This window comes from Pseudarthrobacter oxydans (assembly GCF_013314975.1).
GTDB lineage: Bacteria > Actinomycetota > Actinomycetes > Actinomycetales > Micrococcaceae > Arthrobacter > Arthrobacter oxydans.
Window position 1 is genome coordinate 20,378 of the sequence record NZ_JABTYH010000037.1, and the last position, 23,551, is coordinate 43,928.

Annotated in this window: 28 protein-coding genes; 10 read left to right on the top strand and 18 right to left on the bottom strand. The window is 65.0% G+C overall.

Annotation, left to right across the window (positions count from 1 at the left end):
• Positions 1–190: 190 nt before the first annotated feature.
• The 6 genes from pdxS to HTS88_RS18905 form a co-directional block, all read right to left on the bottom strand.
• Positions 191–1,117, bottom strand: a complete 927-nt coding sequence (gene pdxS / locus HTS88_RS18880) for a pyridoxal 5'-phosphate synthase lyase subunit PdxS (RefSeq protein WP_174181126.1) — start codon at positions 1,115–1,117, stop codon at positions 191–193.
• Between the two features lie 145 nt (positions 1,118–1,262).
• On the bottom strand, positions 1,263–1,886 hold the full coding sequence (pgsA, locus tag HTS88_RS18885; protein WP_174181128.1) for a phosphatidylinositol phosphate synthase: 624 nt from the start codon (positions 1,884–1,886) through the stop codon (positions 1,263–1,265).
• Positions 1,876–2,463, bottom strand: coding sequence for an HIT family protein (locus tag HTS88_RS18890; RefSeq protein WP_174181130.1), 588 nt, complete (start codon positions 2,461–2,463; stop codon positions 1,876–1,878). The genes pgsA and HTS88_RS18890 overlap by 11 nt, the downstream gene beginning before the upstream one ends.
• Positions 2,464–2,480: 17 nt before the next feature.
• Positions 2,481–4,490, bottom strand: coding sequence for a threonine--tRNA ligase (thrS, locus tag HTS88_RS18895; RefSeq protein WP_174181132.1), 2,010 nt, complete (start codon positions 4,488–4,490; stop codon positions 2,481–2,483).
• A 116-nt stretch (positions 4,491–4,606) separates the two neighbouring features.
• On the bottom strand, positions 4,607–8,095 hold the full coding sequence (locus HTS88_RS18900; protein ID WP_174181134.1) for a DNA polymerase III subunit alpha: 3,489 nt from the start codon (positions 8,093–8,095) through the stop codon (positions 4,607–4,609).
• Positions 8,092–8,424, bottom strand: coding sequence for a DUF6504 family protein (locus tag HTS88_RS18905; protein ID WP_174181136.1), 333 nt, complete (start codon positions 8,422–8,424; stop codon positions 8,092–8,094). The genes HTS88_RS18900 and HTS88_RS18905 overlap by 4 nt, the downstream gene beginning before the upstream one ends.
• 161 nt (positions 8,425–8,585) lie before the next feature.
• Between HTS88_RS18905 and HTS88_RS18910 the strand changes: the two genes are divergently transcribed.
• A complete protein-coding gene (locus HTS88_RS18910) occupies positions 8,586–8,975 on the top strand; it encodes a hypothetical protein (RefSeq protein WP_174181138.1) in 390 nt (129 codons plus the stop codon).
• A 21-nt stretch (positions 8,976–8,996) separates the two neighbouring features.
• On the opposite strand, the gene HTS88_RS18915 is transcribed toward HTS88_RS18910, so the two are convergent.
• Positions 8,997–9,317, bottom strand: a complete 321-nt coding sequence (locus HTS88_RS18915; RefSeq protein WP_066276294.1) for a chorismate mutase — start codon at positions 9,315–9,317, stop codon at positions 8,997–8,999.
• A gap of 19 nt (positions 9,318–9,336) precedes the next feature.
• Between HTS88_RS18915 and HTS88_RS18920 the strand changes: the two genes are divergently transcribed.
• Positions 9,337–9,759 carry a VOC family protein gene (locus HTS88_RS18920; protein ID WP_174181140.1) on the top strand — a complete coding sequence of 141 codons (423 nt, stop codon included), beginning with the start codon at positions 9,337–9,339 and terminating at the stop codon, positions 9,757–9,759.
• Positions 9,760–9,801: 42 nt separating this feature from the next.
• On the opposite strand, the gene HTS88_RS18925 is transcribed toward HTS88_RS18920, so the two are convergent.
• Complete coding sequence (locus HTS88_RS18925; protein WP_174181142.1) at positions 9,802–10,563, bottom strand: SOS response-associated peptidase; 762 nt, start codon at positions 10,561–10,563, stop codon at positions 9,802–9,804.
• Positions 10,564–10,693: 130 nt separating this feature from the next.
• Here HTS88_RS18925 and HTS88_RS18930 point away from each other — a divergent pair, with 130 nt between their 5' ends.
• Complete coding sequence (locus HTS88_RS18930) at positions 10,694–10,951, top strand: mycoredoxin (RefSeq protein ID WP_066276302.1); 258 nt, start codon at positions 10,694–10,696, stop codon at positions 10,949–10,951.
• 68 nt (positions 10,952–11,019) lie between these two features.
• Here the strand turns inward: HTS88_RS18930 and HTS88_RS18935 are convergent, their stop codons facing one another.
• A complete protein-coding gene (locus tag HTS88_RS18935; RefSeq protein ID WP_425515573.1) occupies positions 11,020–11,793 on the bottom strand; it encodes a lipoate--protein ligase family protein in 774 nt (257 codons plus the stop codon).
• On the opposite strand from HTS88_RS18935, the gene HTS88_RS18940 reads away from it, so the two are divergent.
• Complete coding sequence (locus HTS88_RS18940; protein WP_104185968.1) at positions 11,786–12,178, top strand: DUF2177 family protein; 393 nt, start codon at positions 11,786–11,788, stop codon at positions 12,176–12,178. The two genes, HTS88_RS18935 and HTS88_RS18940, sit on opposite strands and share 8 nt — an antisense overlap.
• 40 nt (positions 12,179–12,218) lie before the next feature.
• Here HTS88_RS18940 and HTS88_RS18945 read toward each other — a convergent pair whose 3' ends face one another.
• Both HTS88_RS18945 and HTS88_RS18950 read right to left on the bottom strand, forming a co-directional pair.
• On the bottom strand, positions 12,219–13,931 hold the full coding sequence (locus HTS88_RS18945; protein ID WP_174181145.1) for an AarF/UbiB family protein: 1,713 nt from the start codon (positions 13,929–13,931) through the stop codon (positions 12,219–12,221).
• Positions 13,932–13,936: 5 nt separating this feature from the next.
• A complete protein-coding gene (locus HTS88_RS18950) occupies positions 13,937–14,476 on the bottom strand; it encodes a PadR family transcriptional regulator (protein WP_174181147.1) in 540 nt (179 codons plus the stop codon).
• A 368-nt stretch (positions 14,477–14,844) separates the two neighbouring features.
• Here HTS88_RS18950 and HTS88_RS18955 point away from each other — a divergent pair, with 368 nt between their 5' ends.
• From HTS88_RS18955 to HTS88_RS18965, 3 genes are all read left to right on the top strand, one after another.
• A complete protein-coding gene (locus HTS88_RS18955; RefSeq protein ID WP_425515574.1) occupies positions 14,845–15,573 on the top strand; it encodes a hypothetical protein in 729 nt (242 codons plus the stop codon).
• Positions 15,574–15,828: 255 nt separating this feature from the next.
• Positions 15,829–16,434 carry an RNA polymerase sigma factor gene (locus HTS88_RS18960; RefSeq protein ID WP_174181151.1) on the top strand — a complete coding sequence of 202 codons (606 nt, stop codon included), beginning with the start codon at positions 15,829–15,831 and terminating at the stop codon, positions 16,432–16,434.
• On the top strand, positions 16,431–17,084 hold the full coding sequence (locus tag HTS88_RS18965; protein ID WP_174181153.1) for a hypothetical protein: 654 nt from the start codon (positions 16,431–16,433) through the stop codon (positions 17,082–17,084). Before HTS88_RS18960 ends, HTS88_RS18965 begins: the two co-directional genes overlap by 4 nt.
• 644 nt (positions 17,085–17,728) lie before the next feature.
• Here the strand turns inward: HTS88_RS18965 and HTS88_RS18970 are convergent.
• Positions 17,729–18,532 (bottom strand): thioesterase family protein, encoded by an 804-nt coding sequence (locus tag HTS88_RS18970; RefSeq protein ID WP_174181155.1) that lies wholly within the window; start codon positions 18,530–18,532, stop codon positions 17,729–17,731.
• Positions 18,533–18,716: 184 nt separating this feature from the next.
• Here HTS88_RS18970 and HTS88_RS18975 point away from each other — a divergent pair, with 184 nt between their 5' ends.
• Positions 18,717–19,394: an endonuclease/exonuclease/phosphatase family protein gene (locus HTS88_RS18975; protein ID WP_066276355.1), complete on the top strand. Its 678-nt coding sequence runs from the start codon at positions 18,717–18,719 to the stop codon at positions 19,392–19,394.
• On the opposite strand, the gene HTS88_RS18980 is transcribed toward HTS88_RS18975, so the two are convergent.
• Together HTS88_RS18980 and HTS88_RS18985 are read right to left on the bottom strand one after the other, a co-directional pair.
• On the bottom strand, positions 19,391–19,894 hold the full coding sequence (locus HTS88_RS18980) for an NUDIX domain-containing protein (protein ID WP_174181157.1): 504 nt from the start codon (positions 19,892–19,894) through the stop codon (positions 19,391–19,393). The genes HTS88_RS18975 and HTS88_RS18980 overlap by 4 nt on opposite strands.
• A gap of 56 nt (positions 19,895–19,950) precedes the next feature.
• The gene (locus tag HTS88_RS18985; RefSeq protein WP_174181159.1) at positions 19,951–20,148 is read right to left on the bottom strand and encodes a DUF1918 domain-containing protein; all 198 of its coding nucleotides are present in this window, start codon (positions 20,146–20,148) and stop codon (positions 19,951–19,953) included.
• Positions 20,149–20,285: 137 nt separating this feature from the next.
• Here HTS88_RS18985 and HTS88_RS18990 point away from each other — a divergent pair, with 137 nt between their 5' ends.
• Positions 20,286–20,792 carry a metallophosphoesterase family protein gene (locus tag HTS88_RS18990; protein WP_174181161.1) on the top strand — a complete coding sequence of 169 codons (507 nt, stop codon included), beginning with the start codon at positions 20,286–20,288 and terminating at the stop codon, positions 20,790–20,792.
• An 89-nt stretch (positions 20,793–20,881) separates the two neighbouring features.
• Positions 20,882–21,775, top strand: coding sequence for a glucose 1-dehydrogenase (locus HTS88_RS18995; RefSeq protein WP_174181163.1), 894 nt, complete (start codon positions 20,882–20,884; stop codon positions 21,773–21,775).
• 83 nt (positions 21,776–21,858) lie between these two features.
• Here HTS88_RS18995 and HTS88_RS19000 read toward each other — a convergent pair whose 3' ends face one another.
• From HTS88_RS19000 to HTS88_RS19015, 4 genes are all read right to left on the bottom strand, one after another.
• Positions 21,859–22,302, bottom strand: a complete 444-nt coding sequence (locus tag HTS88_RS19000; protein WP_174181165.1) for a DUF1810 domain-containing protein — start codon at positions 22,300–22,302, stop codon at positions 21,859–21,861.
• Positions 22,286–22,843: a DNA alkylation repair protein gene (locus HTS88_RS19005; RefSeq protein ID WP_174181175.1), complete on the bottom strand. Its 558-nt coding sequence runs from the start codon at positions 22,841–22,843 to the stop codon at positions 22,286–22,288. The genes HTS88_RS19000 and HTS88_RS19005 overlap by 17 nt, the downstream gene beginning before the upstream one ends.
• Positions 22,840–23,199, bottom strand: a complete 360-nt coding sequence (locus HTS88_RS19010; RefSeq protein ID WP_174181179.1) for a TraR/DksA family transcriptional regulator — start codon at positions 23,197–23,199, stop codon at positions 22,840–22,842. Before HTS88_RS19010 ends, HTS88_RS19005 begins: the two co-directional genes overlap by 4 nt.
• Positions 23,200–23,219: 20 nt before the next feature.
• The coding region (locus tag HTS88_RS19015) for an aggregation-promoting factor C-terminal-like domain-containing protein (protein ID WP_485062238.1) at positions 23,220–23,551 on the bottom strand (332 nt) is incomplete at its 5' end.

A 23,551-nucleotide genomic window follows, 5' to 3' on the forward strand; every position in this document is an offset into this window, starting at 1 on the left:
AAAACGACGGCGGCGGGTCACCCACAAGGTGACCCGCCGCCGTCGTACCTCACATGCGCAAGGCGAGGGCCGGCGTTATCCGGCAGCGCGCGTAAAAGGGGCCCCGCGCCGGAAGCCGCTACTAAGCTGCCCAGAACGCGCGGGGAATAGCGCGCCGAGGATGGCGCCGTCCCTCACCCCAGGCAGCAAGTTACCAGCCGCGCTCGGCAAGGCGGTGCGGCTGGGGGATCTCGTCGACGTTGATGCCCACCATGGCTTCGCCCAGGCCGCGGGAGGCCTTGGCGATGACGTCGGGGTCGTCGTAGAAGGTGGTGGCCTTGACGACGGCGGCCGCGCGCTGGGCGGGGTTGCCGGACTTGAAGATGCCGGAGCCGACGAACACGCCGTCGGCGCCGAGCTGCATCATCATGGCGGCGTCGGCGGGGGTGGCGATGCCGCCGGCGGTGAACAGGACCACGGGAAGCTTGCCGGTGGAGGCTACTTCCTTGACCAGTTCGTACGGGGCCTGCAGTTCCTTGGCTGCCACGTAGAGCTCGTCCTCGGGCAGGGCCGCGAGCTTGAGCAGTTCCGCACGGATCTGGCGCATGTGCGTGGTGGCGTTGGAGACGTCGCCGGTGCCGGCCTCGCCCTTGGAGCGGATCATGGCCGCGCCTTCGTTGATGCGGCGCAGCGCCTCACCGAGGTTGGTGGCACCGCAGACGAAGGGAACGGTGAAGTTCCACTTGTCGATGTGGTTGGTGTAGTCGGCCGGGGTGAGGACCTCGGACTCGTCAATGTAGTCCACGCCGAGGGACTGCAGGACCTGGGCCTCGACGAAGTGGCCGATCCGGGCCTTCGCCATGACCGGCACGGACACGGCGTCGATGATCTTGTCGATCATGTCGGGGTCGGACATGCGGGATACGCCGCCCTGGGCGCGGATATCGGCCGGAACGCGTTCCAGCGCCATCACAGCAACGGCACCGGCGTCTTCGGCGATGCGGGCCTGCTCGACGTTGACGACGTCCATGATGACGCCGCCCTTGAGCATCTCAGCCATGCCCCGCTTTACGCGGTTGCTGCCCGTGACGCTGTTCGCGGACGTACCGGCCTCGCTGCTTACATCAGGTGTAGACACAAAAACCCCTATGGGTAGATAGATGACCTTCGCCGGTCGTGCAGGGCGGCACGGAGATGCCACGTGTACACACACCGGGTTGCCGGATCCATTGACCGGGCAATCCTAATACTAGTCTCACCGCGGCCGGCCGGCTTAATTCGCGTTAATCGGCCGGCGAGGGTTCCGCAAGGGCCTGGCGGCGTACGGAGACCACACGCTGGACCACCGTGATGAAGCTGGCCACGGCGAGGAGCAGGAGCGTCACCAGCAGGACCACCTCCGGAAGTCCCAGGCCGGTGAAACCGGTGACAACCAGCACCGAAACGAGGCGCTCCGCCCTCTCGGCGATGCCGGTATTGGCGGTGAAGCCCAACGACTCCGCCTTGGCGCGGGCGTAGGAAACCACCATGCCCAGGACAAGGCACACCATGGCAGCCACGGCGATGGGGACATTGGCCCCGCCGGTGAAGAACCAGACGGCCAGGCCGGCGAACAGCGCGCCGTCGGCAATCCGGTCGAGGGTGGAGTCAAGGAAGTTCCCCCAGCGGCTTCCCACCTCCCGCATCCTGGCCATGATTCCGTCCAGGACGTCGGAAAAGATGAACGCCGTGATGAACAGGGTTCCCCACCACAGCTGGCCGAGCGGGTAGAACACCAGCGCGCCCACCACCACTCCGGCGGTGCCGATGACCGTTACCGCATCCGGCGAAATCCCGATTTTGAGGAGCCAGCGGGCAAGGGGGCTGAACAAGGCGGTGAAAAACCCGCGCGCGTGCCTATTCAGCATCCGTCTCCCCGGGCCAGGCGTCGGCCACCTGCTGGCGGACCTCGTCAAGGGTCTGCGTGATGGCCTTGGTCTGGGCGATGATGGGGAAGAAGTTCCCGTCGCCGCCCCACCGGGGAACGATGTGCTGGTGCAGGTGCGCGGCAATACCGGCACCGCCGACAACCCCCTGGTTCATGCCCAGATTGAAGCCGCCCGGATTGGCCACCTTCCGCAGCACCCGCATGGCTGTCTGCGTGAGGTCCGCAAACTCCGCCGTCTCATCGAGTGTCAGGTCGGTGTAGTCGGGGATGTGCCGGTAGGGGCAAACCAGGAGATGCCCGGGGTTGTAGGGAAACAGGTTGAGCACCACGTAGCAGGTCTTTCCACGGTGGACGATGAGGGCTTCCTCATCAGTACGTCCGGGACCGATGCAGAACGGGCAGTCGTTCTCGTTCTTGAACTGGTGCTGCCCGCCCTTGATGTACGCCATGCGGTGCGGAGTCCACAGGCGCTGGAAGGCGTCCGGGACACCGGCGAGGTCAAAGTCGTCGGTAACGCCGGCATCTCCTGGATACCCTGCGCCTGTGTTCTCCTGCACGGTGCTGTTCCGTTCCGCTAGCTGGTCCGGTTACGGACGGCTTCCGTGATCCGCTTGACGGCCTCGGCCACAGGCACGCCGTTGTCCTGGCTTCCATCGCGGAAGCGGAACGAGACGGCGCCTGCTTCGGCATCGTCGCCGCCGGCAATCAGCACGAACGGAATCTTGTCCTTGCTGGCCGTGCGGATCTTCTTGGGGAACCGGTCCGAGGAGGTGTCCACTTCCGCGCGGATGCCTGCCGCCTTCAGCTGGTCCACGACGTCGAACATGTACTCGTTGAAGGTCTCCGCCACCGGAATGCCCACCACCTGGACCGGTGCCAGCCATGCGGGGAAGGCGCCGGCGTAGTGCTCGGTGAGCACGCCCATGAAGCGCTCGATCGATCCGAACAGGGCACGGTGGATCATCACGGGCCGCTGGCGGCTGCCGTCAGCGGCCTGGAATTCGAGTTCGAACCGTTCGGGCAGGTTGAAGTCCAGCTGGATGGTGGACATCTGCCAGGTGCGGCCAAGGGCGTCCTTCGCCTGCACGGAGATCTTGGGGCCGTAGAAGGCGGCCCCGCCCGGATCCGCGACCAGTTCCAGGCCGGATTCCTCAGCAACCTCGGCGAGGGTACGTGTAGCTTCTTCCCAGGCCGCGTCCTCGCCGACGAACTTCTCCGGGTCCTTGGTGGAGAGCTCCAGGTAGAAGTCGTTCAGGCCGTAGTCCTTGAGCAGGTCGAGGACGAACGTCAGCGTCTTGGTCAGTTCGTCCTTCATCTGCTCGCGGGTGCAGTAGATGTGGGCGTCGTCCTGTGTCATGCCACGCACGCGGGTCAGGCCGTGCACCACGCCGGACTTTTCGTAGCGGTAGACAGCGCCGAATTCGAAGAGCCGCAGCGGCAGCTCACGGTAGGACCGTCCGCGGGAACGGAAGATCAGGTTGTGCATGGGGCAGTTCATCGGCTTCAGGTAGTAGTCCTGGGCAGGCTTCCGGACTGTACCGTCTGCGTTGAGTTCCTCATCCACGCGCATGGCCGGGAACATGCCGTCCTTGTACCAGTCCAGGTGCCCTGAGACCTCGTACAGATGCCCCTTGGTGATGTGAGGGGTGTAGACGAACTCGTAGCCGGCCTCGACGTGGCGCTGGCGGGAGTAATCCTCCATCTCCTTGCGGATGATGCCGCCCTTGGGGTGGAAGACGGGGAGGCCTGAGCCGAGTTCATCCGGGAAGGAGAAGAGGTCCAGTTCCGAGCCGAGCTTGCGGTGGTCGCGGCGTTCGGCCTCCGCGATGCGTTCCTGGTAGGCCTTGAGGGCGTCCTTGGTGGGCCAGGCCGTGCCATAGATGCGCTGCAGCTGCTGGTTTTTCTGGTTGCCCAGCCAGTACGCGGAGGACGAGCGGGTGAGGGCAAAGGCGTTGGAGATGAGCTTGGTGTTGGGCAGGTGCGGGCCGCGGCAGAGATCGCACCAGACGGTGGTCCCTTCCTTGCGCTCAACGTTGTCGTAGATGGTGATATCGCCCGCGCCGACCTCGACGTTCACGCCTTCGCCGGCCTCTGCGGCCTCGTTTTTCTTGCCCAGCAGTTCAAGCTTGTAGGGCTCGTTCTTCATGGCTTCGCGGGCTTCGTCCTCGTTGACCACGCGGCGGACGAACTTCTGGTTCTGGTTGATGATTTTTTGCATCATCTTCTCGAGGGTCTTGAGGTCCTCGGGAGTGAACGGTTCGGCGACATCGAAGTCGAAGTAGAACCCGTCAGTGATGTACGGGCCGATGCCCAGCTTGGCGTCGGGACGCAGCTGCTGGACAGCCTGGGCCATGACGTGGGCAGTGGAGTGGCGGAGGACGTTGAGGCCGTCAGGCGAGTCAATGGTGACGCCTTCGACGTCGGCGCCTTCCGGGAGCTCCTGGTCAAGGTCCTTCAGTTCTCCGTTGACGCGGGCTACAACAACATCACGGCGCTCAAAGAAGAGTTCCGCACCGGTTGTCCCGGTAGTCACCTTGGTCTCTTCGCCATCGACGAGAAGGGTGATCTGCTGGGCATCTGACACGGGTGTCTCCTATTCAAAGTTGAGGCTTCATAGCTTGTGGCATACGGGGACCACAGCCAGCCATCGTCAATGCTATCGGTTCCGTTGGGGCCCGACCAACGCGGCGCACGGAAGGGTCAGCCGCTGAATCCCGTGATGGCGAGGCTCCTGGTAACTCCATCCAGCGGGTGCCGGACCTCTGGTTCCTGCGGACGGGAATCCGGGAACGGCAGTGTCTCTGTCCTGCCAAGGTCCCAGGCCATGCTGGCGCTCAGGCTGATTCCCCGCGGTCCGGTCCGCCTGGTGGTCCCTCGGATCAGCAGCAGCCTGGTGCCGAACAGGAGCATTCCTGCTTTTTCCTGGGCCTCGTGGAAAAAGACCGAATCTATGCAGCCGGTGCCGTCGTCGATACTGATGAAGACCACCCGCCTCCCGCCCCGCATGGGCGGCGTCTGGGTTGCCACCCGCACCCCGGCTACCAGGACTTCCGTCCCGTTGCGCAGGCCAAGGAGTTTGTCCGCCGTGATGACGCCCAGCCTGTCCAGCATTGGCCGGTGGCTGTCCATCAGGTGGCTGCTGACATCAACTGCCATCAGGTCCAGTTCGGCACGGACGTTTTCCACCAGGGAAGGCACCGGCAGTCCCGGCTTAACATTGCGAAGCTCAACATCACCCAGGGGAAGGGACAGCTGCCCCTCAAGGACTTCCACGCCTTTCCGCCCGCTGCCGGAACCCTGGAGCTGCTGCAGGTGGTGGACAAGATCGGCGCGGTTGGCCGTGCCGCCCGCCTCACGGTGAAGCGAATCAAATGCCCCCAGCTGGGCCAATCTCTTGATGTTGGGCTTGCTGACCCGGGACCGTGCCCTCAGGTCCGCCAGCGAGTCGTAGGGCTGGCCCGCAACGATCCGCTTGAGCTCCGTTGCGGACAGCCCGTAGATGCCGTTGAGGCTCAGCCTGATACCCAGTTTTCCTGCGTCCTTGCCGGCTTCAATCCTTTCCACCCGGTATTCGCCCTTGCTGCGATTGATGTCCAGGGGAAGGATGGGGATGCCAAGCCGCCGGGCTTCCGCCACCAGCAGCCGCTTGGGGTACATGCCAGGATCGTGCTCCCACAGCCCGGCAAGGAATGCTTCAGGATGATGGGCCTTCAGCCAGGCAGACTGGTAGGTGGGCACGGCAAAGGCGGCGCCGTGGGCTTTGCAGAATCCGAAGCTTCCGAAGGCCTTCAGCGTTCCCCAGACGTTGTCCACTACCTCCGGCTGGTACCCCTTTTTCCTGGCCGCTGTGCGGAAGAATTCCTCCACTCCCAGTTCGAGTGCCTCGTTTCCCAGGGCGCGGCGGAATTCGTCGGCCCGTGCCAGGCCGCAGCCGGTCATGACATCAAAGGTCCGCAGTATCTGTTCGTGGAAGACGGTGACGCCATGGGTTTCCGCCAGCACCGGTTTCAGGTCAGGATGAGGATAGACCTCGGGCGCGAAGCCGTGACGGTGTTCCAGGAAGGGCCGGACCATGTCCGACTTCATGGGGCCCGGGCGGAACAGGGAGATGTCGATGATGAGGTCGTTGAACTCACGGGGGGCCATCTTGCCGATCAGTTCCCGCTGGCCGGGTGATTCAATCTGGAAACAGCCCAGGGTGTGGGTGCTTCTGATGAGTTCAAATGTGGCCTTGTCATCAAGGGGAACGGCGTTCAGGTCGATATGGCCGTTCTCCGCAATGTAGTCAGGACCGCTTCCGCCCGGACCTGACGGATGCCGGCCGGCGGCCACCACCTCCTCCTTGGACGGGTGGATGCGGATGACCTCACGGACGGCAAACGCCATGGCGCTCTGCATGCGGACTCCCAGGACGTCCAGTTTGAGCATGCCCATGGGATCCATGTCGTGCTTATCGAACTGGCTCATGGGCAGGCCCAGCCCGCTGGGCTGCACCGGGGTGCGGTCCAGGAGGGTGGCGTCACCGAGGATGACGCCACACGGATGCATGGAAATATGGCGGGGCAGCCGGTCAAGCCGTTCCGTCAGGTCAACCAGCAGGTCAAGCTGTTGGTTGCCGTCCACTTCCCGTTGTTCCACCCGGCCGGCAAATTCCCGGAGTTCAGGCTTTTCCTGCAGGGCATCACGGAATTTCCGGGCAGAGAAACGCCACAGCTGCTTGGCGATCTCCCCCACCTCGTCGCCGTCCATGCCCAGCGCCATGCCGGCATCCCGCACGGCACCCCTGGCCCGGTAACCGTTCTGCATGCTCATCAGGGTGACCCGTTCGGACCCGAAACGCTTGAAAATGCGGTGGTAGACGTTGTGCCGCTCAGCGCTTTCAACGTCAATATCGATGTCCGGAAGGGTGGCCCGGTCCCGCGACAGGAACCGTTCAAAGATGAGGTCGTGCTGCAGGGGGTTCACCTGGCTGACATCAATCAGGTAATTGACCAGGCTGGAGGCGCCTGATCCCCTGGCTGCTGCACGCACCCCCATCTCCTGGATCATTCGTGACACTTCTGCAACTGTCAGGAAATAGGAGGAAAAACCGAGGTTGCGGATGATGCCCAGTTCATGGTCCAGCCGGGATCGCATCTTCTCTCCGGCAGCACCGTTGATCCCCGGAAAGCGGCGGCTGATACCGGCCTGGCACCGTTGCACCAGTTCAACGTGTGGATCCTGGCTGATCCCCAGGACTGAGGCTTCGGGCACAACCGGCTGCTTCCAGCCCATGTCCGTTTCCGGATCAATCCTGCAGCGGTCCGCGAGCGCCTCGGTCTGCGCCATCAGCTGTTTCAGGTCCGCGGCACCATATCCTGCCGCTGAAATGATCTCCTTGCCCAGCCGGAGCATTTCCGGGGAGGATTTCAGCCACCCCTGCCCGGTTGGCTGCAGCAGCGGTTCATCCGCAAGTTCGGGAAGGGATTTCAGGGTGCGGGCTGAGTCGAGCACATCGGCGGTGGGAGCACCGTCTGCGGCGCAGTACCTGACGGCGTTGGTCAGGACAGCCGGAACCTGATGCTCTTCGGCAAGCTTGAGCATCCGGACCGCGTGGGCGGTACTCAACGGCTTTCCCGGAGCGCTGAGCTGCGTCACGATCTCGGCCACCAGCGTGCCTGGGGGCATTGCATCCAGCCATTGCTTGAATAGTGTGCGGGGGCGAAGGTAACGGCGCCCTCCCATGGCCCGTCCGACGTCGGAATCAGGCCCCAGCAGGACAGTCAATACCGGTTTTAGGGTTTGCGGATCGAGGGTGCGGGACGCCAGCTCGGCCCGGGTGACGGCCACCGGGACAGTTCCACCGGCTTTTCCCGTGGTGCGGGCGTGGGCATCGGAAATCAGCCTGCACAGGGCGCGGTAGCCTGACCCGTTGTTGTGGCCCCGGGCCAGTACCACCACCCTGCCCGCCAGCTGCGTGCGGTAGTCGCCGTCGTCGTCGAATACCGCAAGGTCAACCCCAACGATGGGATCGATGCCTGCTGCCATGCACGCCTTGAGGTGCTTGATGGTCCCGTACAACCCGTCCCTGTCCGTACAGGCGAGCGCGGTTGCGCCGTCAGCGGCTGCTGCCTGCGCCAGTTCCTCGGGCCAGGAAACGCCGTAGTGGGCGCTGAATGCTGTGGCAACGTGAAGATGGGTGAAACTCATGCTGTCCTGGGCCGGAGTGCGTCATGGATGCGCAGGAGCCGCCACCTGCCGCTGCGGATATGCCGGGTGAGGTCGAGGGTCAGCGGCTCAGCGGCTTGGGCACCCCGCACCGGTGCGGAAGGCAACACCTGGACCCGCCAGATCTCATGGTCCACCACTCCGGGGCCACTGCCCAGCGGTGCGCGGGTTTCTTCAGCCCACCATTGCCGGCGCTCGTACCAGCGCACCGGTTCCGCGCAGACTGCATAGGACCGTCCAGCCCACAGCAGGCCGATGGGTTCGCCGCCCGCAGTGCAGTCGACGTCCACGGATTCGCTGAACATACCCATGGACCCTCCCCGAGTGGATGTAGCTGAAAGTATTCGAACACATATTCGAATAGAACCAGTCTACCCCTGCCCTGAACGGGAGCATAGATGGGCTGCGGGAGGGACAAAGAGATTGGCCGGGAAGGGTGGACGGACCGATCGGCAGGGAGCAGGATTGTGCCATGAAAACCCAAGACGCACTTCTGAAGCAGGCAAGCATCACAGCCCAGGATTCCACCGTGGTGGCCACGTTCGATATAGACGGCACCATCCCGGATTCCGGTGCCTACGTGGTGGGGCTGATGGGGGCCACCCCCGACTATTCCTCGCAGCGGAGGCTGTGTATTGAGTTCATGAACGGGAAGGCCATTGCCTTCTATTCCTTTAACCGCGAACAGGGAGTCGAGGAGGACTACGACCTGTCCGGGGTAACCCATTCCGAGAACACCATCACCGGCAGCTTTCCCCTTGCCGCCCTGAACGGCCTGGGCAAGGGACACCTCATGTCAGCCTTCAGCGAGGCGGAGGGCAGGGAATACCAGCACGGCGTTCCCGTGGAGGAACACCTGTAACCAGGCCCGCAGGGCGGGAGGTCAGCTGTTCTCTTTGTGGACCTTCAGTTCCAGTTCGATGAACCCGGAGATCATGGCCCTGTACGTGGACTCGACGATGTCCGGGTCGATGTCCTTCTTTTCCGCGGCTGAGCGGACGTGTTCAATGATCCGCTCCACCCGGCCAGGGGCGCGGACTTCGGCGTCGTCACCCTTGAGTGTTCCGGCGATGCGGATCAGCCGTTCGCGGCGGGCGATGAGGGTGACAATCTGTTCATCCACCTCGTCAACAGCAACACGGACGGCAGCGAGCTGTTCCTTGTCGGCCAAAGCATCTCTATCGTTTCCTTGAATTGTCGCCATCGTCTGACAGTATCGAAGCATGCAGCCAAGAGTCGACTTCATTTCGCTGGGCGTCCGCAGTGTTGCCGCGTCCCGGGCTTTCTATGTTGACGGGCTTGGCTGGCCTGTCCACCGGGAAGTTCCCGGCGACGTGGTGTTCATCCAGGTGAACCACGGGCTGGTGCTGTCCCTGTGGGACGTGCGCCAGATGCAGGCCGACGCCGGCGTCACCGCGTCCGGAGCTGTCCCCTGCATCACGCTGAGCCACAACCTTCCCGGCACGGAGGACGTGGACCGCGTGATGGAGGAGGCCGCCGCCGCGGGAGCGGAGATCATTGCCGAGCCCATCACCCAGCCGTGGGGCGGCTACAGCGGCTACTTCGCGGACCCGGACGGTTTCCGCTGGGAGGTGGCGTACAACCCCACCTGGGCAGTGGACGACGACGGCGCGGTCACCGTTTAGCCTCCCCCAGGGTTTGGCCCGGGCTGCTCACAGGGCCGGCTGCTAGAAGAGCGCTTCAACGGGCCGGATCAGTTCCGGCCCGTTGTTCCTGACGTTGCCGACCTCTTTCCCTACGGATTCCACCTGCCAGTCGGCGGCTACGTCCTTGACCCCTGCCCGTACCAGGTCCACGAGTCCGGCCGGATCGTCGGTCTGAGGGTCCAGCCAGGCCTGCATCGTGGCTTTGTCCATGGGAAGGGGTACCCGGTCATGGAGTGCCGTGAGTTTGCCGAACACCGTGGACTCACTGCCCGGCGGGGGCGTGTCCGTGGTCAGGATGGACGTTGAGAGCAGCCACCCGCCCGGCTCCCCTGCTGGCCAGGAGGGATCCTTCCACCACTCATAGAGGCCCGCGAACACCAGGCCATGGCCAACGCCCGGGTGCACGTAGTACGGCTGCTTGGACTTTCCGGGCCCCTGCTTCCACTCGTAGTAGCCGTCTGCCGGGACAGCGCAACGGCGGGACTGCATGGCTTTACGGAACGCCGGTTTCTCAAGGACGGACTCGCTGCGGGCGTTGATCATCCTCGAGCCGATGCCAGGGTCCTTGGCCCAGGACGGGACCAGCCCCCAGCGGGCGGCGTGGAGCTGGCGGACGTGCCTGTTCCCGGCCTCGCCGTCCACCAGGCGTTCCAGGACGATGGGGACCGGGTCCGTCGGCGCCACATTCCACGACGGCGGGATGTTGACCTCGTCCTCAAGTTCGGCGTCGAACTCGGCAAGGAGGTCCCCCACGGCGCGTGCCATCACGTAACGTCCACACATGGCTCCAGCATGCCATCGGCGGCAGGAGCTGTCATCCGCGGGGGTGCGGCCGGCCCGGAAGCGGGGGAATACCGGACTGCACGCTACCGTTACAGGAACGAAACCGTTATCAAGCACAGAGGAGAGCTCCGTGGACTTCACTCCCGAATCCGGCACTATCACCATGTTTTCCACCACCTGGTGCGGCTACTGCAACCGGCTGAAGAAGCAGCTTGACGCCCAGGGCATCGGCTACACCGAGATCAACATCGAGGAAGTGGAAGGCACCGCCGAACTCGTGGAGCAGCTGAACGGTGGAAACCAGACCGTGCCCACCGTCCTCTTCCCGGACGGCACTGCTGCCACCAACCCGTCAGCCGCCGAGGTCAAGCAGCGCCTCGCAGCCTAGCCCTTTCACAACGGGACCGGCATTTCCAATGTTGGTCCCGTTGTGCTGCCTGGCAGTCAATGGGCCGGTTATGCCCCAAGGCTGCTGAACACAGCGGTTTTGAGGGTGGCATGGTCCGCGTACACGGACAGAAGGGCATCCTCCACCGCTGCGACGTCCACACCAGGCACAAGGTCGTCCACCGCCCCTGCCGTGGCAGGGTCCCAGTCCAGCCCCAGGGCGGCGTAGCTGTCGGTCAGCACTTTGCGGATCGGCGCCGAGTTTTCCACCACGATCACCGAACTGAACAGCCACCCGCCGGCCACCACCCGCTGGGCGGTGCCCACCAGTTTCACCCGGTGTGCGCCGTCAGCCGGGTCCGTGCCGTGCACGCTGAACTCCCCGGGGCAGTATTCCCCCGGAATCTCGCCCACGGCCGCCTGCACGCCGACACGGCGGAGGGCGTCCGCAAAAAGCTCCCCGAAGTACCCAAACCTTGTCTTGGAACCGGCGATGGCGTCCGGATCGGGTTCAATGTGGTCCACCACCAGGGTTCCCTCGTGATAGGCGGCCGCCCGTCCCCCTGCCCGGCGGACCAGGGGTTCGAAGCCGTTGGCACGGCACGCCTTCGCAGCGGCGTCGAACCCTGGCAGTCGGGTGTCACGCTGGCCGAACGCGACCGTGGGGGCGGGCCGGTACAGCCGCAGCGTGGGACCGATGTCCCCGCTTTTGGCCTTGGCCAGCAATTCCAGGCCGAACTCCAGGTCCCGGCCGGCGCCCAGCGTCTTTTCCTGCCGCACCACTGTCAGGGTGCGGGGCCCCGGACCGCCGTCGTTCATATTGCTAAGCTCCCTTATGGTCATTCTGCAATTCCTCGTTGTCGCCGCCGCCTTCGCAGCGATCGACGCCATCTGGCTCAAGCTGATGAACCCCTTTTACCGCAGCCACATCGGCGAACTGCTGGCGGACAAACCACACCTAGGTTACGCCGTGGCGTTCTACGTCATTTACATCGCCGGAATTGTGTTCTTTGCCCTCCGGCCGGCGCTCGACGGCGGCAGCTGGCTGGCGGCCCTGGGTTACGGCGCGGCGCTGGGCGCCTTCGCCTACGCCACCTACGACCTCACGAACGCAGCCACCCTCAAAGTGTGGCCGCTGCAGCTCATTGTCGTGGACATGCTGTGGGGAGCCGTGCTGACTGGCCTGTCAACGCTCGCGGGCTGGCTGGTTTTCCACGCCCGCACCTGACGCCCGCGCCCGAAACGGCTGCAGCCTGGGCACTTCGCTGTCAGAGGCCGCGCCGGCCTGCCCAGAGGCCATGCAGCAACGGAACCACCGAACCGGCCATAAGGATGCCGCCCAGGACGGCGTCGTCGGACCGCACGATGGCGCCGGCGATGAGGAGGGCGGCAAACACCAGGGTGGAAGCAGAGCGCCGGGTGGAGCGGTCCAGCCGGGCGATGCGCCGTTCAAGGCGCGGATTTGCGACGGCGAGCGAACCTTCCTCGAGCCGGCCGGCCAGCGCATCCAGGCGTTTGGGCAGGCGGAGCGCGGTTGCCGCGGCATCGAGGGCCTGCTGTGCCACGTCCTCCACGATGTTGCCGCGCTCGTCGCGCAGGAGCCGGGCAGCATACGGTTCCACGGAATCCCAGAGGTTGAAGCGCTCATCGAGCGAGGAGCACACCCCCGAGGTCAGCGACATCGCCCGGATGATGAGCAGGAAGTTTTCCGGGAGCTGGAACGGCAGCGAGCGGACAACGTCGCCGAATTCCACCGCGAAGTCACGGAACTCCCTCGGATCCACTTCCCGGAGCTCGGCGAAGCCCATCCCGCCGAAGCGGGCGAAGAGGTGCGTCATGGCGCGTTCCATCTCCACTGTGTCGGCTGACGGCGCCAGCACGCCGACGTCGTTGATCGCCGCCACCAGCCCACTGCCGTCACGCGCGGCGGCCGCAATCAGCAATTTCCGGAGTCCGCTGCGGGTGGAGGCGGTTATTTCTCCCATCATGCCGAAATCGATGAACGTCAGCTTCCACGGGCGGTCGCCGGCCGCTGCCGCGACGGGGGTGACGAAGATATTCCCGGGGTGTGGGTCGGCGTGGAAGAAGCCATTGGTGAACATCTGGTCGAACATAACGGCGGCGAACACAGGAGCCACCTCGGCCGGGTCGATGCCCGCCGCCCTGAGCGCCCCTGCCTCCGTGATCTTGATGGCCGTGACGTCTTCAAGGGTGAGCACGCGGCGGGTGCTCCGCTCCCAGGCAATGCCGGGCACGCAGACCCTGCCGTCGTCGGAAAAATCGGCGGCAAAGCGTTCGGAATTCGCCGCCTCGTGCAGGTAGTCGATCTCCTCGAAACTGGTCTGCGCAAACTCCTCCACCAGGGCCGGCATATTGGCGCGGCTGGACACCAGGCGAATGCGGCTGAGCCAGCCGCCCACCTTGCGCAGGGCTGCAAGGTCGACGTCGACAATCGCGTCGATGCCCGGACGCTGCACCTTGAGCACCACATCGGTGAACCCGGTGTCGGCCGCATCCGTTGAACGAAGGCGTGCCCGGTGCGCCTGCCCCAGCGACGCGGCAGCGATCGGTACCTCCTCCACGAAAGCGAATACCTGGTCCAGCGGAGCGCCCAACTCCTCCTCGGCCAAAGCGCGGATCGAAGGAAACGGAACGGGCGGCACCTCGTCCTGGAGGCCCTCAAGCTCCCTGGTGATCTCCGGCGGCAGGATATCGAGCCTGGAGGAAAGGAACTGCCCCACCTTGATCATCAAGCCGCCCAGCTCCACGGCCAGTCCATGGAAGCGCCGGGCGAAGCGCTGCATCCTCCGCGGCCGCGTACGCTCCGCGACCCGGGCAAGTCCGATCCGCGGAAGGAACAGTTCAAACCACCACGTCACCGCCAGGTTCCAGGCCGCAAAGCGCAGGATCCGGCGGTAGCGGGCACGGGTGTCCCCGGCGCCCGCGGCCGGAGCGGCACGATGCAGGCGGACAGACGCCACCCGGGTCAATCCTGGGCGAGGATCGCGTAGAGCCGGCGCCGTGCGTCGTCGAGCACTGCCACGGCCTGCTGCACCTGGTCAGGCGAGCCCGTGCGGCCCACCTGGGCTGCAGCCTGCGCGAGCTCCACCCCCGCTTTGGGCAGGGATCCAAAGCTGCCGGCGTGCGAGCCCGGCGTGTCCCAGGGCGTTGCCCCGCGGTCCTGCGCGACTTCCTCCCGGCCGGCCTCGGTCAGCGAATAGATCTTGCGGCCGTTGGACTCCTCGGCGCTGATGCTGCCCTCGTCCGCGAGCAGTTGCAGGGTGGGGTAGACGGAACCGGCGCTCGGCTTCCAGCTGCCGCCGCTGCGCTCCTCGATCTCGCGGATGATCTGGTAGCCGTGCATAGGCCGCTCGGCAAGAAGCGCCAGCACTGCCGACCTCACCTCGCCCTTGCCGGCACGGGTTCCGGCGCGTTTTTCAAACCGGGAACGCAGCTCCTCGACGGCCTGCCACATGCCGTCGATGTTGCTCCCGCCGAATCCGGCTGCCGGGTATGAACCACGCATGATGATCTCCTCTGTAAACCGCCAACGATATACAACGATACTCAACGATACATCCATCGGGCCCGCAGGAGTTGCCGCCATATGGCGGCGTTCTGGGAACGCTGAGAGGTGCTTCGGATCGGTGACCGGGTGCACGCGCCTGCCATGTCTGGTAATTGCATTAATCGAAACTGATTTCCGTACAACCCTTCATTGTCACGGGTTCTGCGCCGGAGGAGACTTGGGGCGACGGCATCCCATCCCGGACCGCCCGCGGGGCCACCCGGCTGCGGGGCCTCACAGTTACCCTGCAGCGGCTTGGTGGATCGATGAGCTCCATGGCACCCCTCCCAAAGGCCGCTCAGCGGCCGTGCCATCTCCTGCCCCTGGTGGCTATCGCACTGATTGGATTCCTCGGCGGGTGCCAGTATGAGTCCGACGGCGTCTCCCTCCCGTCCGCCAGTACTTCGACTACGGAGTCTCGCACCGTTCCGCCGACGCCAGAGAGTGACGACACTCGTAGGGTCTCACCGCTGCCGGAGAATGGTGACATCGCTGCCGGCACATACCTCGTCCTCGCCACCGGCTTCACGGCGCCTTTCCAGATCACCGTCCCAGACGGCTGGTCGGTTACCGACGGCGAAGGCCTGGCCAAGGACGACCCGGATCACCCGGATAAATGGGGGGTCTTCGTAGGTTGGTGGCCCGCCCATTATGTGCCGACAGACGCATGCGCCTGGCAGGACGCGCTCGTCAAAGTCGATCCGTCGGCTCAGGCCTTCGTCGACGCGGTAAGGGCTCAAACGTCAACGGTGAGTACTCCTCCCGTCGAGGTCTTGCTGGGCGATTACTCCGGCTTCGAGTTCGACCGCTCGGTCGAGGGCGACGTGGACATAACAGCCTGCGACCGCGACAAGTTCTGTGTCCACTCATCACTCTCAAACGAATGCACACGCTGGTACTCCAGCGCCGCTGAACGCGAAACCTACCGGGTGGTCGACATGAACGGCCAGCGCGGCGTGATCTGGGTGGTCCAGTTCCACGAGTCGATCAATCCGGAGCTGACGAGGGAGGCAGGCGCCGTCTTCGACTCGATCGTGTTCAGGTCCGACAAGTAACCGGCTGATACGGTACTCGATCCGCCCGCTGGCGCCGACTCCTTCTCTAAGCCCATCTGGGTGTCTCCTAGCCTCAGAGTCTCGAGACCCTAGTGTTTCGAGGCATATGGGTTGAGGGACACCTCGGATGGATGGGAGATAACTCTCATAGTTCGTCAGCGACATTCGGACTGACTCCCTTGTGACGATCTGGCAGAGGAGGACTCCGTCGTGGTGGGCGGGGAACTTTCTGGGGACTCCCGGACACTATTAGGTATGGAACAGCTGGGGGAAACAGATGCGGAACTGTGGGATAGGTGCAGACAGGGAGACGCAGACGCGCTAGGCGGGCTGTTTGACCGCCATGCAGATGCTGTCTTCCGGTACTGCCTGAGCCGGACCGGGTCATGGCAGGATGCCGAAGACATCGTCTCTGTCACGTTCCTCGAGGCGTGGCGGCAGCGCACCCGGCTCACGCTGGAACGGAAGTCAATCCTTCCTTGGCTTCTGGGCGTGGCTACCAACTCAGTACGGAACCGAGCCCGGTCTGTGCGCCGCCACGAGCAGTTCCTCAGGCAGCTGCCGCACGCTGCTGTGGAACCCGATCATTCGTCTTCAATCGCAGACCGGGTCGACGCCGAAAACCTCGTGAAGGAACTGCTGGACGGCGCCGGGAACCTCACACGCGGTGAACGGGACGCGTTGTTGCTGTGCACTGTCAACGGCTACTCCTACCTTGAGGCGGCGGAGGCCCTTCAGGTCCGCGTTGGCACTATCCGGTCCCGTGTGAACCGTGCGAAAACAAAGTTGCGGGCCGCCGCGGTGGCCTCACCCTTGCTCTTGGCCGAGCAGAACAATCCTGTGGAATCGAGGCAGTCATGAAACTTTCAGACATCCACTATCCGGCCGAAACACGGCAGGCTGTGCGGGACGCGGTGGTTAGGGAAGCGGCTGCGCAGTCCCGTCGCAGGCCGTGGTGGCGCCGACCGATGGCGTTGTCCCTGGCCGGCCTCGCGTTGGCGGGCTCGACGGCGGCAGTGGCGTACGTGGCCTTCGCTCCGGTTGAGGACAAACGGGACATCCGGTGCTACTACCGCGCAGACCTCACCGCCACCTACCCATCTCCTCATTCCCCCGGAAACAGGATGGAACCCTATCTCCTTGCCGGGGCTATGGATGAGGGTTTCAATTATGACGCCGAAGCCCTGCAGGGGGACCCAAACGCAGGAAAGAAGCAGATTAGCGATCCGATCGGCCTTTGCGCTTTCAACTGGGACCAGGGACTGATGAACCCGGGAGGGATCACCGATGACCTTATTCCTCCGGATTACCAAGAGCCTGCCCCGGCTCCCGCCCCGACAGGGACCGTAACGGATGCTCAAGGCAACCCCGGCACGGCTTTCCCCAACACCTTTGGCCCTGGGCACTTTGTGCCTGAACTCAGGGCCTGCGTAGTCGACAACACAGTCGCAGTGATACCGGGTCCTGCGGATGTCTGCTCCCGACTCGGTATCCCCGTCCTCGAGAAGTAGATACTCACCCCCCAAGTAAGTGCCATAGGAGAATAATCCACACACAGCACATCACATCGTCTCGTGACCCTTGTCTTACGTGGCGGCTCACGCCCGTCGAAAAGGCCAAGCCGGCAAGACCCTAATTCGGGCGATATCCCGCGGCTTCCTCCCGGTCGGCGATTCTTATAACTATGCCTCAAAACCTGCGGGCTTATTCGGCATACCAATCATTAGTTATGGGACACCTCGAAGCAGCCCACGACGGAACTTATTGGCTACCCGGCAGCTCAACCGGCATCGGTCCACTCATCGAAAACAGGCGGATCTTCTGGCCGCCGGCGTCCGCCGCGACGTCCACCACGTTGCTCACGGAATATCTGAGCGGGAGCTTTACGACCTCACGTGATCAGGCATTCGAGGCGCTGATCGATGGGACACTCTTGCGACCACCACGCTGGACAGGCTCTGGCAATCCACCCAGTACATTCCTGTCTTCGCCGACGAACTTCGCACCGAAGGCAACGATCCCGAACCGCCGGTTGCCCGCGATCCCGGAGTGTCCCAAGCTCCCTCCTTCAGGCGGTACCAGCAACCCTGAACAGGCGAAGTAACGCTCCCAAATGACCGCCATCCACTGCCGCGCTCCACGCCCGGCGGTCCCGTCAGGTTTTTCGGAGTGTGAGGATCTGCTCCGCGCGCCCGAACGGCCCCTGGAGGTCGTGCAGGACGGTGGAGGTCAGGCCTATTCCGTCCCCACCGAACGAGACCGCGTTGTCCAGGCCCAGCCACTCCCCCTCGGGCCGGCGGTACATGTGGATCTGCAGGTCAAGGTTGGGAAAGGAGTAACTGTCCTTCCCGGGCGGCACCCTGGCCGCGATGCCGTTGGCCGTGTCCACCATGCCCATGAGCCTGGCCAGGGCACCGCTGTCCGCGCGGTCCGTCAGGGGGTGTTCCGTACGGAGCCAGACCTTTCCGGCCCCGGGCCGGTGCCCTTCCGCCACGCGCATTTCCAGCGAGCGGATGTAGCCGCCGGGCCACACGGACGCGCCGTCGTACGGCTTGCAGTCTTCCGGACCGGGAATGGTCGTGTCCTCGATGGCGGCCACCGGCGTTGTATCGCTGGTTGCCAGCCGCCAGGCGGTGGCACGGATGGCGGTCCGGCCGCCCGCCACCAGCTCGGCCTGCAGGAGTTCGATGGTTTTTCCGGGCCGGAGGGTGGTGGCTGCGATCTTGAACTCGCCGCCCGGGATGAGGCCGAGGATCTCGTAGCTGATCCGCGCCATCCGCATGTCTGGCCGCGGGTTATGGCGTTCCAGGCTGTCCGCCAGCAGGCCGGACGCCGGCGCCATATGCTGCTCGTGGACGTTCCAGGCACCCTGGGCATGGATGGTGGAACGGAAACGCCCACCGCCCAGGTTCAGGTAGTAGAAGTTTCCTTCAGCCAGTTCAGGCAGCTCTGCGGTCAACGTTGGCCCCTTTGGAGTTCCAGTGAATCGGCCTTAACTCTATCCGGGACGGGTGCCCCGCCTGCGCCGGACCCGGGCACGGCATTTCGCCCAAAGGGACGCGGCGAAATGTTGGCCGCTGGCGGGATCCATCCGACTAGACTCAGGAACTGGTCCTGTCAGCAACCCTCTGAAGAGGTGTTCCATGCGCGTCATCAGCTACAACCTCCGCAAGCACAAGGCGAGCGGCGAACTCCTCGCCCTGGCGCGGAACCATGACATTGATGCGCTCTGCCTCCAGGAGGTGGATTCCAGCGATCTTCCGGAAACCCTGGGCCCGCTGCATCTGGCGGACGCCACGAAGGGCAACCGGCTGGGGCTGGCCATCTACTACCGCACCAGCCGCTTCACCGCCCTGGACACCCAGTCCTTCGCCCTGAAGAAGTCGATGCATGACCGCGTCCTGGCCCCGGCCCATGAGCGGCTGATCGGCACCCGTGTCATGGACAATGAAACGCAGCATGAACTGGTGATCGGCTCGTTCCACGCAGCCCCGCTTACCGCCTCCAACTCGCTGCGGCGCAAGCAGATCCACGCGGCCCACGCGGAGCTGCTGAGCATGGGCAAGGGCCTGATGACCCTGATGGTGGGCGATTTCAACTACCCGTTCTTCACCAAGAACCTTGACCTGCACATGAAAAACTCGGGCTATGCACTGTCCCTGAGCAACCGGCGCACCTACACCCGGTACAAGGTGTTCAAGGGCCACTTCGATTTCGCGACGTCGCTGGGCCTGGATATCGAAAGCGTGGAGACGCTGCCGCGCGGCAACTCAGACCACCTCCCCATCCTGGTCACGGCCGAGTACGGCCCGGACTACTAGGACTCGAGCCTTGCACGGAGGTCCGGCCAGGACGCTTCGAATCCCGGGTGCAGTTCCAGGGCACCCACCTCGGGCAGCGGGACCCACCGGAGCTCCAGGCTTTCGGGATCGCTGATGACGGGGTCAAACGCCTCCCGCACCAGCACCACAACCGTGGTGTAGCTCCAGTACCCCACGTCCAGCCGGGACGTGAAGAGCACGTCCACATTGTCCGCGGGCACGGCGGCTTCCTCATAGGCTTCCCGGAGCGCGCCGGTCACGGCCTCCTCGCCCTCATGGAGTGCGCCGCCGGGCAGCCCCCAGGTTCCACCGTTGTGGCTCCACACGGCCCGGTGCTGCAGCAGCACCCCCTTGCCGGGATCGTGGGCCAGCACCCCCGCCGCGCCGAAACGCCCCCAGAAGCGCCCGCGGCTTCCCTCGACCCAGGCGTCGCCGGGGTCCCTGGGACCGGTACGGACGGGAGGGACGGAGGACGCGGTGGACGCCGGAAAGTGATCCATCGTTCCAGTCTGACAGGTGGGGCGGGTGGGCTGCACCCGCCAGTCCGCTGCGCCGGTCAGGCCTGGTTTGCTGTACCGCGCTCGACGGCGAAATCACCGCCGGGGTACATGATCGTCTCGTGTCCGTCATCAAAGCGGACACGGTAGGGCGGCGCTCCGCCCTGGCCGCGCACCTCAAGAATCACCCCATGCCGGTCCGCCGCCCCCACAGTCCTGCCGTGCACGATGATGCGGTCGCCCTGCGTTGCCTCCATGGCAATCACCTCCGAGCCCAGAGTACGACCGGCTGCCCGCCGGGAAAAGGGCGAATCGAAAGAACGCCGGAAGGGTCCGCAGGAGGGGGCGAGAGACCGGTCCCCGGGAACCCGGCGGGCATGGCAGGATCTTTCCCATGCCGCTGAATCTTGTCCTGGTCGCCGATACCCACGTCCCCAGGCGCGCGCGTGACCTTCCTGCACAGGTGTGGTCCGCCGTCGAAAGCGCCGACGTGGTCTTCCACGCCGGCGACTGGGTGTCGGCAACCCATCTGGAGGAGTTCCGGCGGCGGAGCCGCCTGCTGGTGGGCGTCTATGGAAACAATGACGGACCGGAACTGCGCCGGAGCCTTCCGGAAACGGCGGAGATCACGCTGGAAGGCGTCCGGTTTGCCATGGTGCACGAGACCGGCCAGGCCAAGGGGCGAGAAGCCAGGTGCGAGGCCCGGCACCTGGAGGCGGACGTGCTGGTTTTCGGCCACAGCCACATCCCGTGGGACACCACCACCCCGCGCGGGCTGCGGCTGCTGAACCCGGGATCGCCCACTGACCGCCGCCGGCAGCCGGCCTGCACGTTCATGACCGCCACGGTGGATTCCGAAAAGCTGGGGGACGTCCGGCTGCACGAGGTCCTCCGGGATTGACCGGGTTTGGCAAGGCAGGCCCCAGGTGCCTAGGCTTTGAACGGTAAGCATGCTTAGCTTTTTGTCATCCGAGCACCAGGAGGACCACCATGACAGACCAGTACACCTTCCGCAATCCGGTCACCGCCTACGAAAAGATCTCCCCGCCGAAGCAGCACCAGCCCGAGCCGGGACTGGACGCGGAGCTGGCACCCAAGGCCGATCTTGGCGAAGAGACCTACCGAGGTACCGGCAGGCTGGAAGGGCGCAAGGCGATCGTCACCGGCGCGGATTCCGGCATCGGTGCAGCAACGGCCATTGCCTTCGCCCGTGAGGGGGCCGACGTCGTTCTCTCCTACCTTCCGGAGGAGGAAGAGGATGCCGCCCGCATTGCGGGCCTCATCGAGGCCGCCGGGCGCAAGGCCATCAAGGTCCCCGGCGACCTCAAGGACGCCTCCGTGTGCCGCGATGTGGTGGACACAGCCGTGGCGGTGCTGGGCAGCATCGACATCCTGGTCAACAACGCCGGGAAACAGGTGGCGCAGGAGGACCTCGCCGACATCACGGATGAACAGTTCGACCACACACTGAAGACCAATGTGTACGCAATGTTCTGGCTGACCAAGGCAGCACTCCCCCATATGCCGGCCGGATCCACCATCATCAACACCACGTCCATCCAGGCCTACAGCCCGTCCCCGACCCTGGTGGATTACGCCACCACCAAGGCCAGCATCAACAACTTCACGAAGGGCCTGGCACAACAGCTGGCGCCCAAGGGCATCCGCGTTAATGCGGTGGCGCCGGGCCCCATCTGGACCCCGCTGCAGGTCAGCAGCGGCCAGCCGAAGGAGGAACTGCCGGAGTTCGGGCAGTCGACGCCGCTGGGCCGGGCCGGCCAGCCGGCGGAGCTCGCCCCCGCCTACGTCTTCCTCGCCTCACCGGAATCCAGCTATGTTGTGGGCGAGACGCTGAACGTCAACGGCGGCAGCCCCACGCCGTAGCCCCGGGCTGTCCCGAAATCCCGACGGCGGTGCCCCGCGCCTGATGCGCGGGGCACCGCCGTCGGCATTTTAGCTCCTGGCCCCTACTTCTCGTCCTCGCCTGCCAGCAGTTCGTCAGTGGCGGCGTCGGGCTGTCCATCAAAAAACTGGGCCAGGACCGTTTTGAACACGGTTTCCCCCGGAGCCGCCCGGAGGAACAGCGTCATGGAGGAGTGCAGCTTGCGGGCGTCGATGCTCCCGAAGATGTCCCCGGCCGGGCTGCCTGAGTGGTTGGTAACGGCCAGGGCGGACTCGAGCAGCCGTGGACCCAGCACCGGATGGGCCAGGTACTCCCGTGCTTCATCAAGGGAGCTGATGGCGTACCGTCGCGACATGTCGCTGTGGCCCAGGCCCGCGAACTGCGGAAAGACGAACCACATCCAGTGGCCGGTCTTCCGTCCCAGCTGCAGTTCCGCCAGCGCCTGGCTGTACGTGCCGCCGCTGTCCTGGGCGGCGACGAACCTGTCGAGGTTATAGGGATCGTTCATGGGTGTCTCCTTGTAGTGGGGCTTGTTGGTCAATGAAGGCGGCGGCGGAGCGCAATTGGCTGTCGGAGTCCGTCCGCCACCGTGCCAGGACCACGGCTGCGCGCTGCCTGTCCCGCCCGCAGAGCCTCGCCACGAGCGGCGCCACGACGTCGGCCAGCAGCGGTTCCGTCAATTCCCGGGTCCCGGCAGACCGGAGGAAGCCCTCAATGCGGGTCAGGTCCGAATGGCGCAGGAGTGTCCTGGTGGATTGCAGCAGGACAACAGCAGCGAGCCGGCGCTCAAAAACGGCCCTCGAACCGGGGCCGGGCTGGCCCCACAGGGCGGACGCCAGGTGGACAACGGCGTCGTGGTCGAGTTCCTTGTACTTCCGGAGGGCGTCACGGACGGTTCCCCGGACTGCGCCCACCGAGGAGCCGTAGGAGGCCAGTTGCCCGCCCAGCCTCGCCTCGACGTCGTCCGCCCGGTACCAGGCGCCCTCATTCTGCAGGGTCCGGTCAACGAAGCCTGCAGCCGCGGCCACCTGGTCCAGGGTGCCGCTCACTGGCTGCGGCCCGCAGAGGCGTGGCGGATACAGAACGGGGTCCACGGCCGCGCCTCCAGCCTGCCCTCGGCGATGGCCTCCCCGCACACGGCACAGATCCCGTACGTGCCGGCGGCGATCCTCGCCAGCGCGGCCTCCACCTGGTCGAGCCCTGCGCTGCTCTGCTTCAGCAGGGCAGACGCCTGGGACAGCTCGAAAGCGATGGTGGAGCCTTCCGGGTCATGCTCGTCGTCCACATTCGAATCCTGGCGCGCCGAGTTGGCGGAGGCGATGTCTGCGCGCAGGGCCGGCAGGAGGGCCACCTTCCGCTCCCGTTCCTCCTCAAGCAGGATCCGGAACCGTTCATAGTCGGGCATGGGAAAAGCCTAGCGCGGCGTCAGTACCAGTTCCTGGCCACAGAGTGGTTCCAGGCGGCGCACGGCGAGCCGTAACGCTCCCTGATGTAGCCCAGCCCCCAGTCGACCTGCGTCCGGTAGCTGGTAAGCCAGTCGGCACCGGCACTTGAATACTTGCCCGGCGGCAGGGCCTGCGCGATTCCGTAGGCGCCGGAAGAGGGGTTGGTGGCGGTGGTCAGCCAGTTCGATTCCTTGGTCCACAGCTGGGCCAGGCAGAGGAACTGGTCCTGCCCCCAGCCGTGGGCGCCCAACCTGGTGGAGGCGTAGTTTTTGGCTCCTGCCGGGTCATTGACCCTGCCGCCGGGGAGGGAAG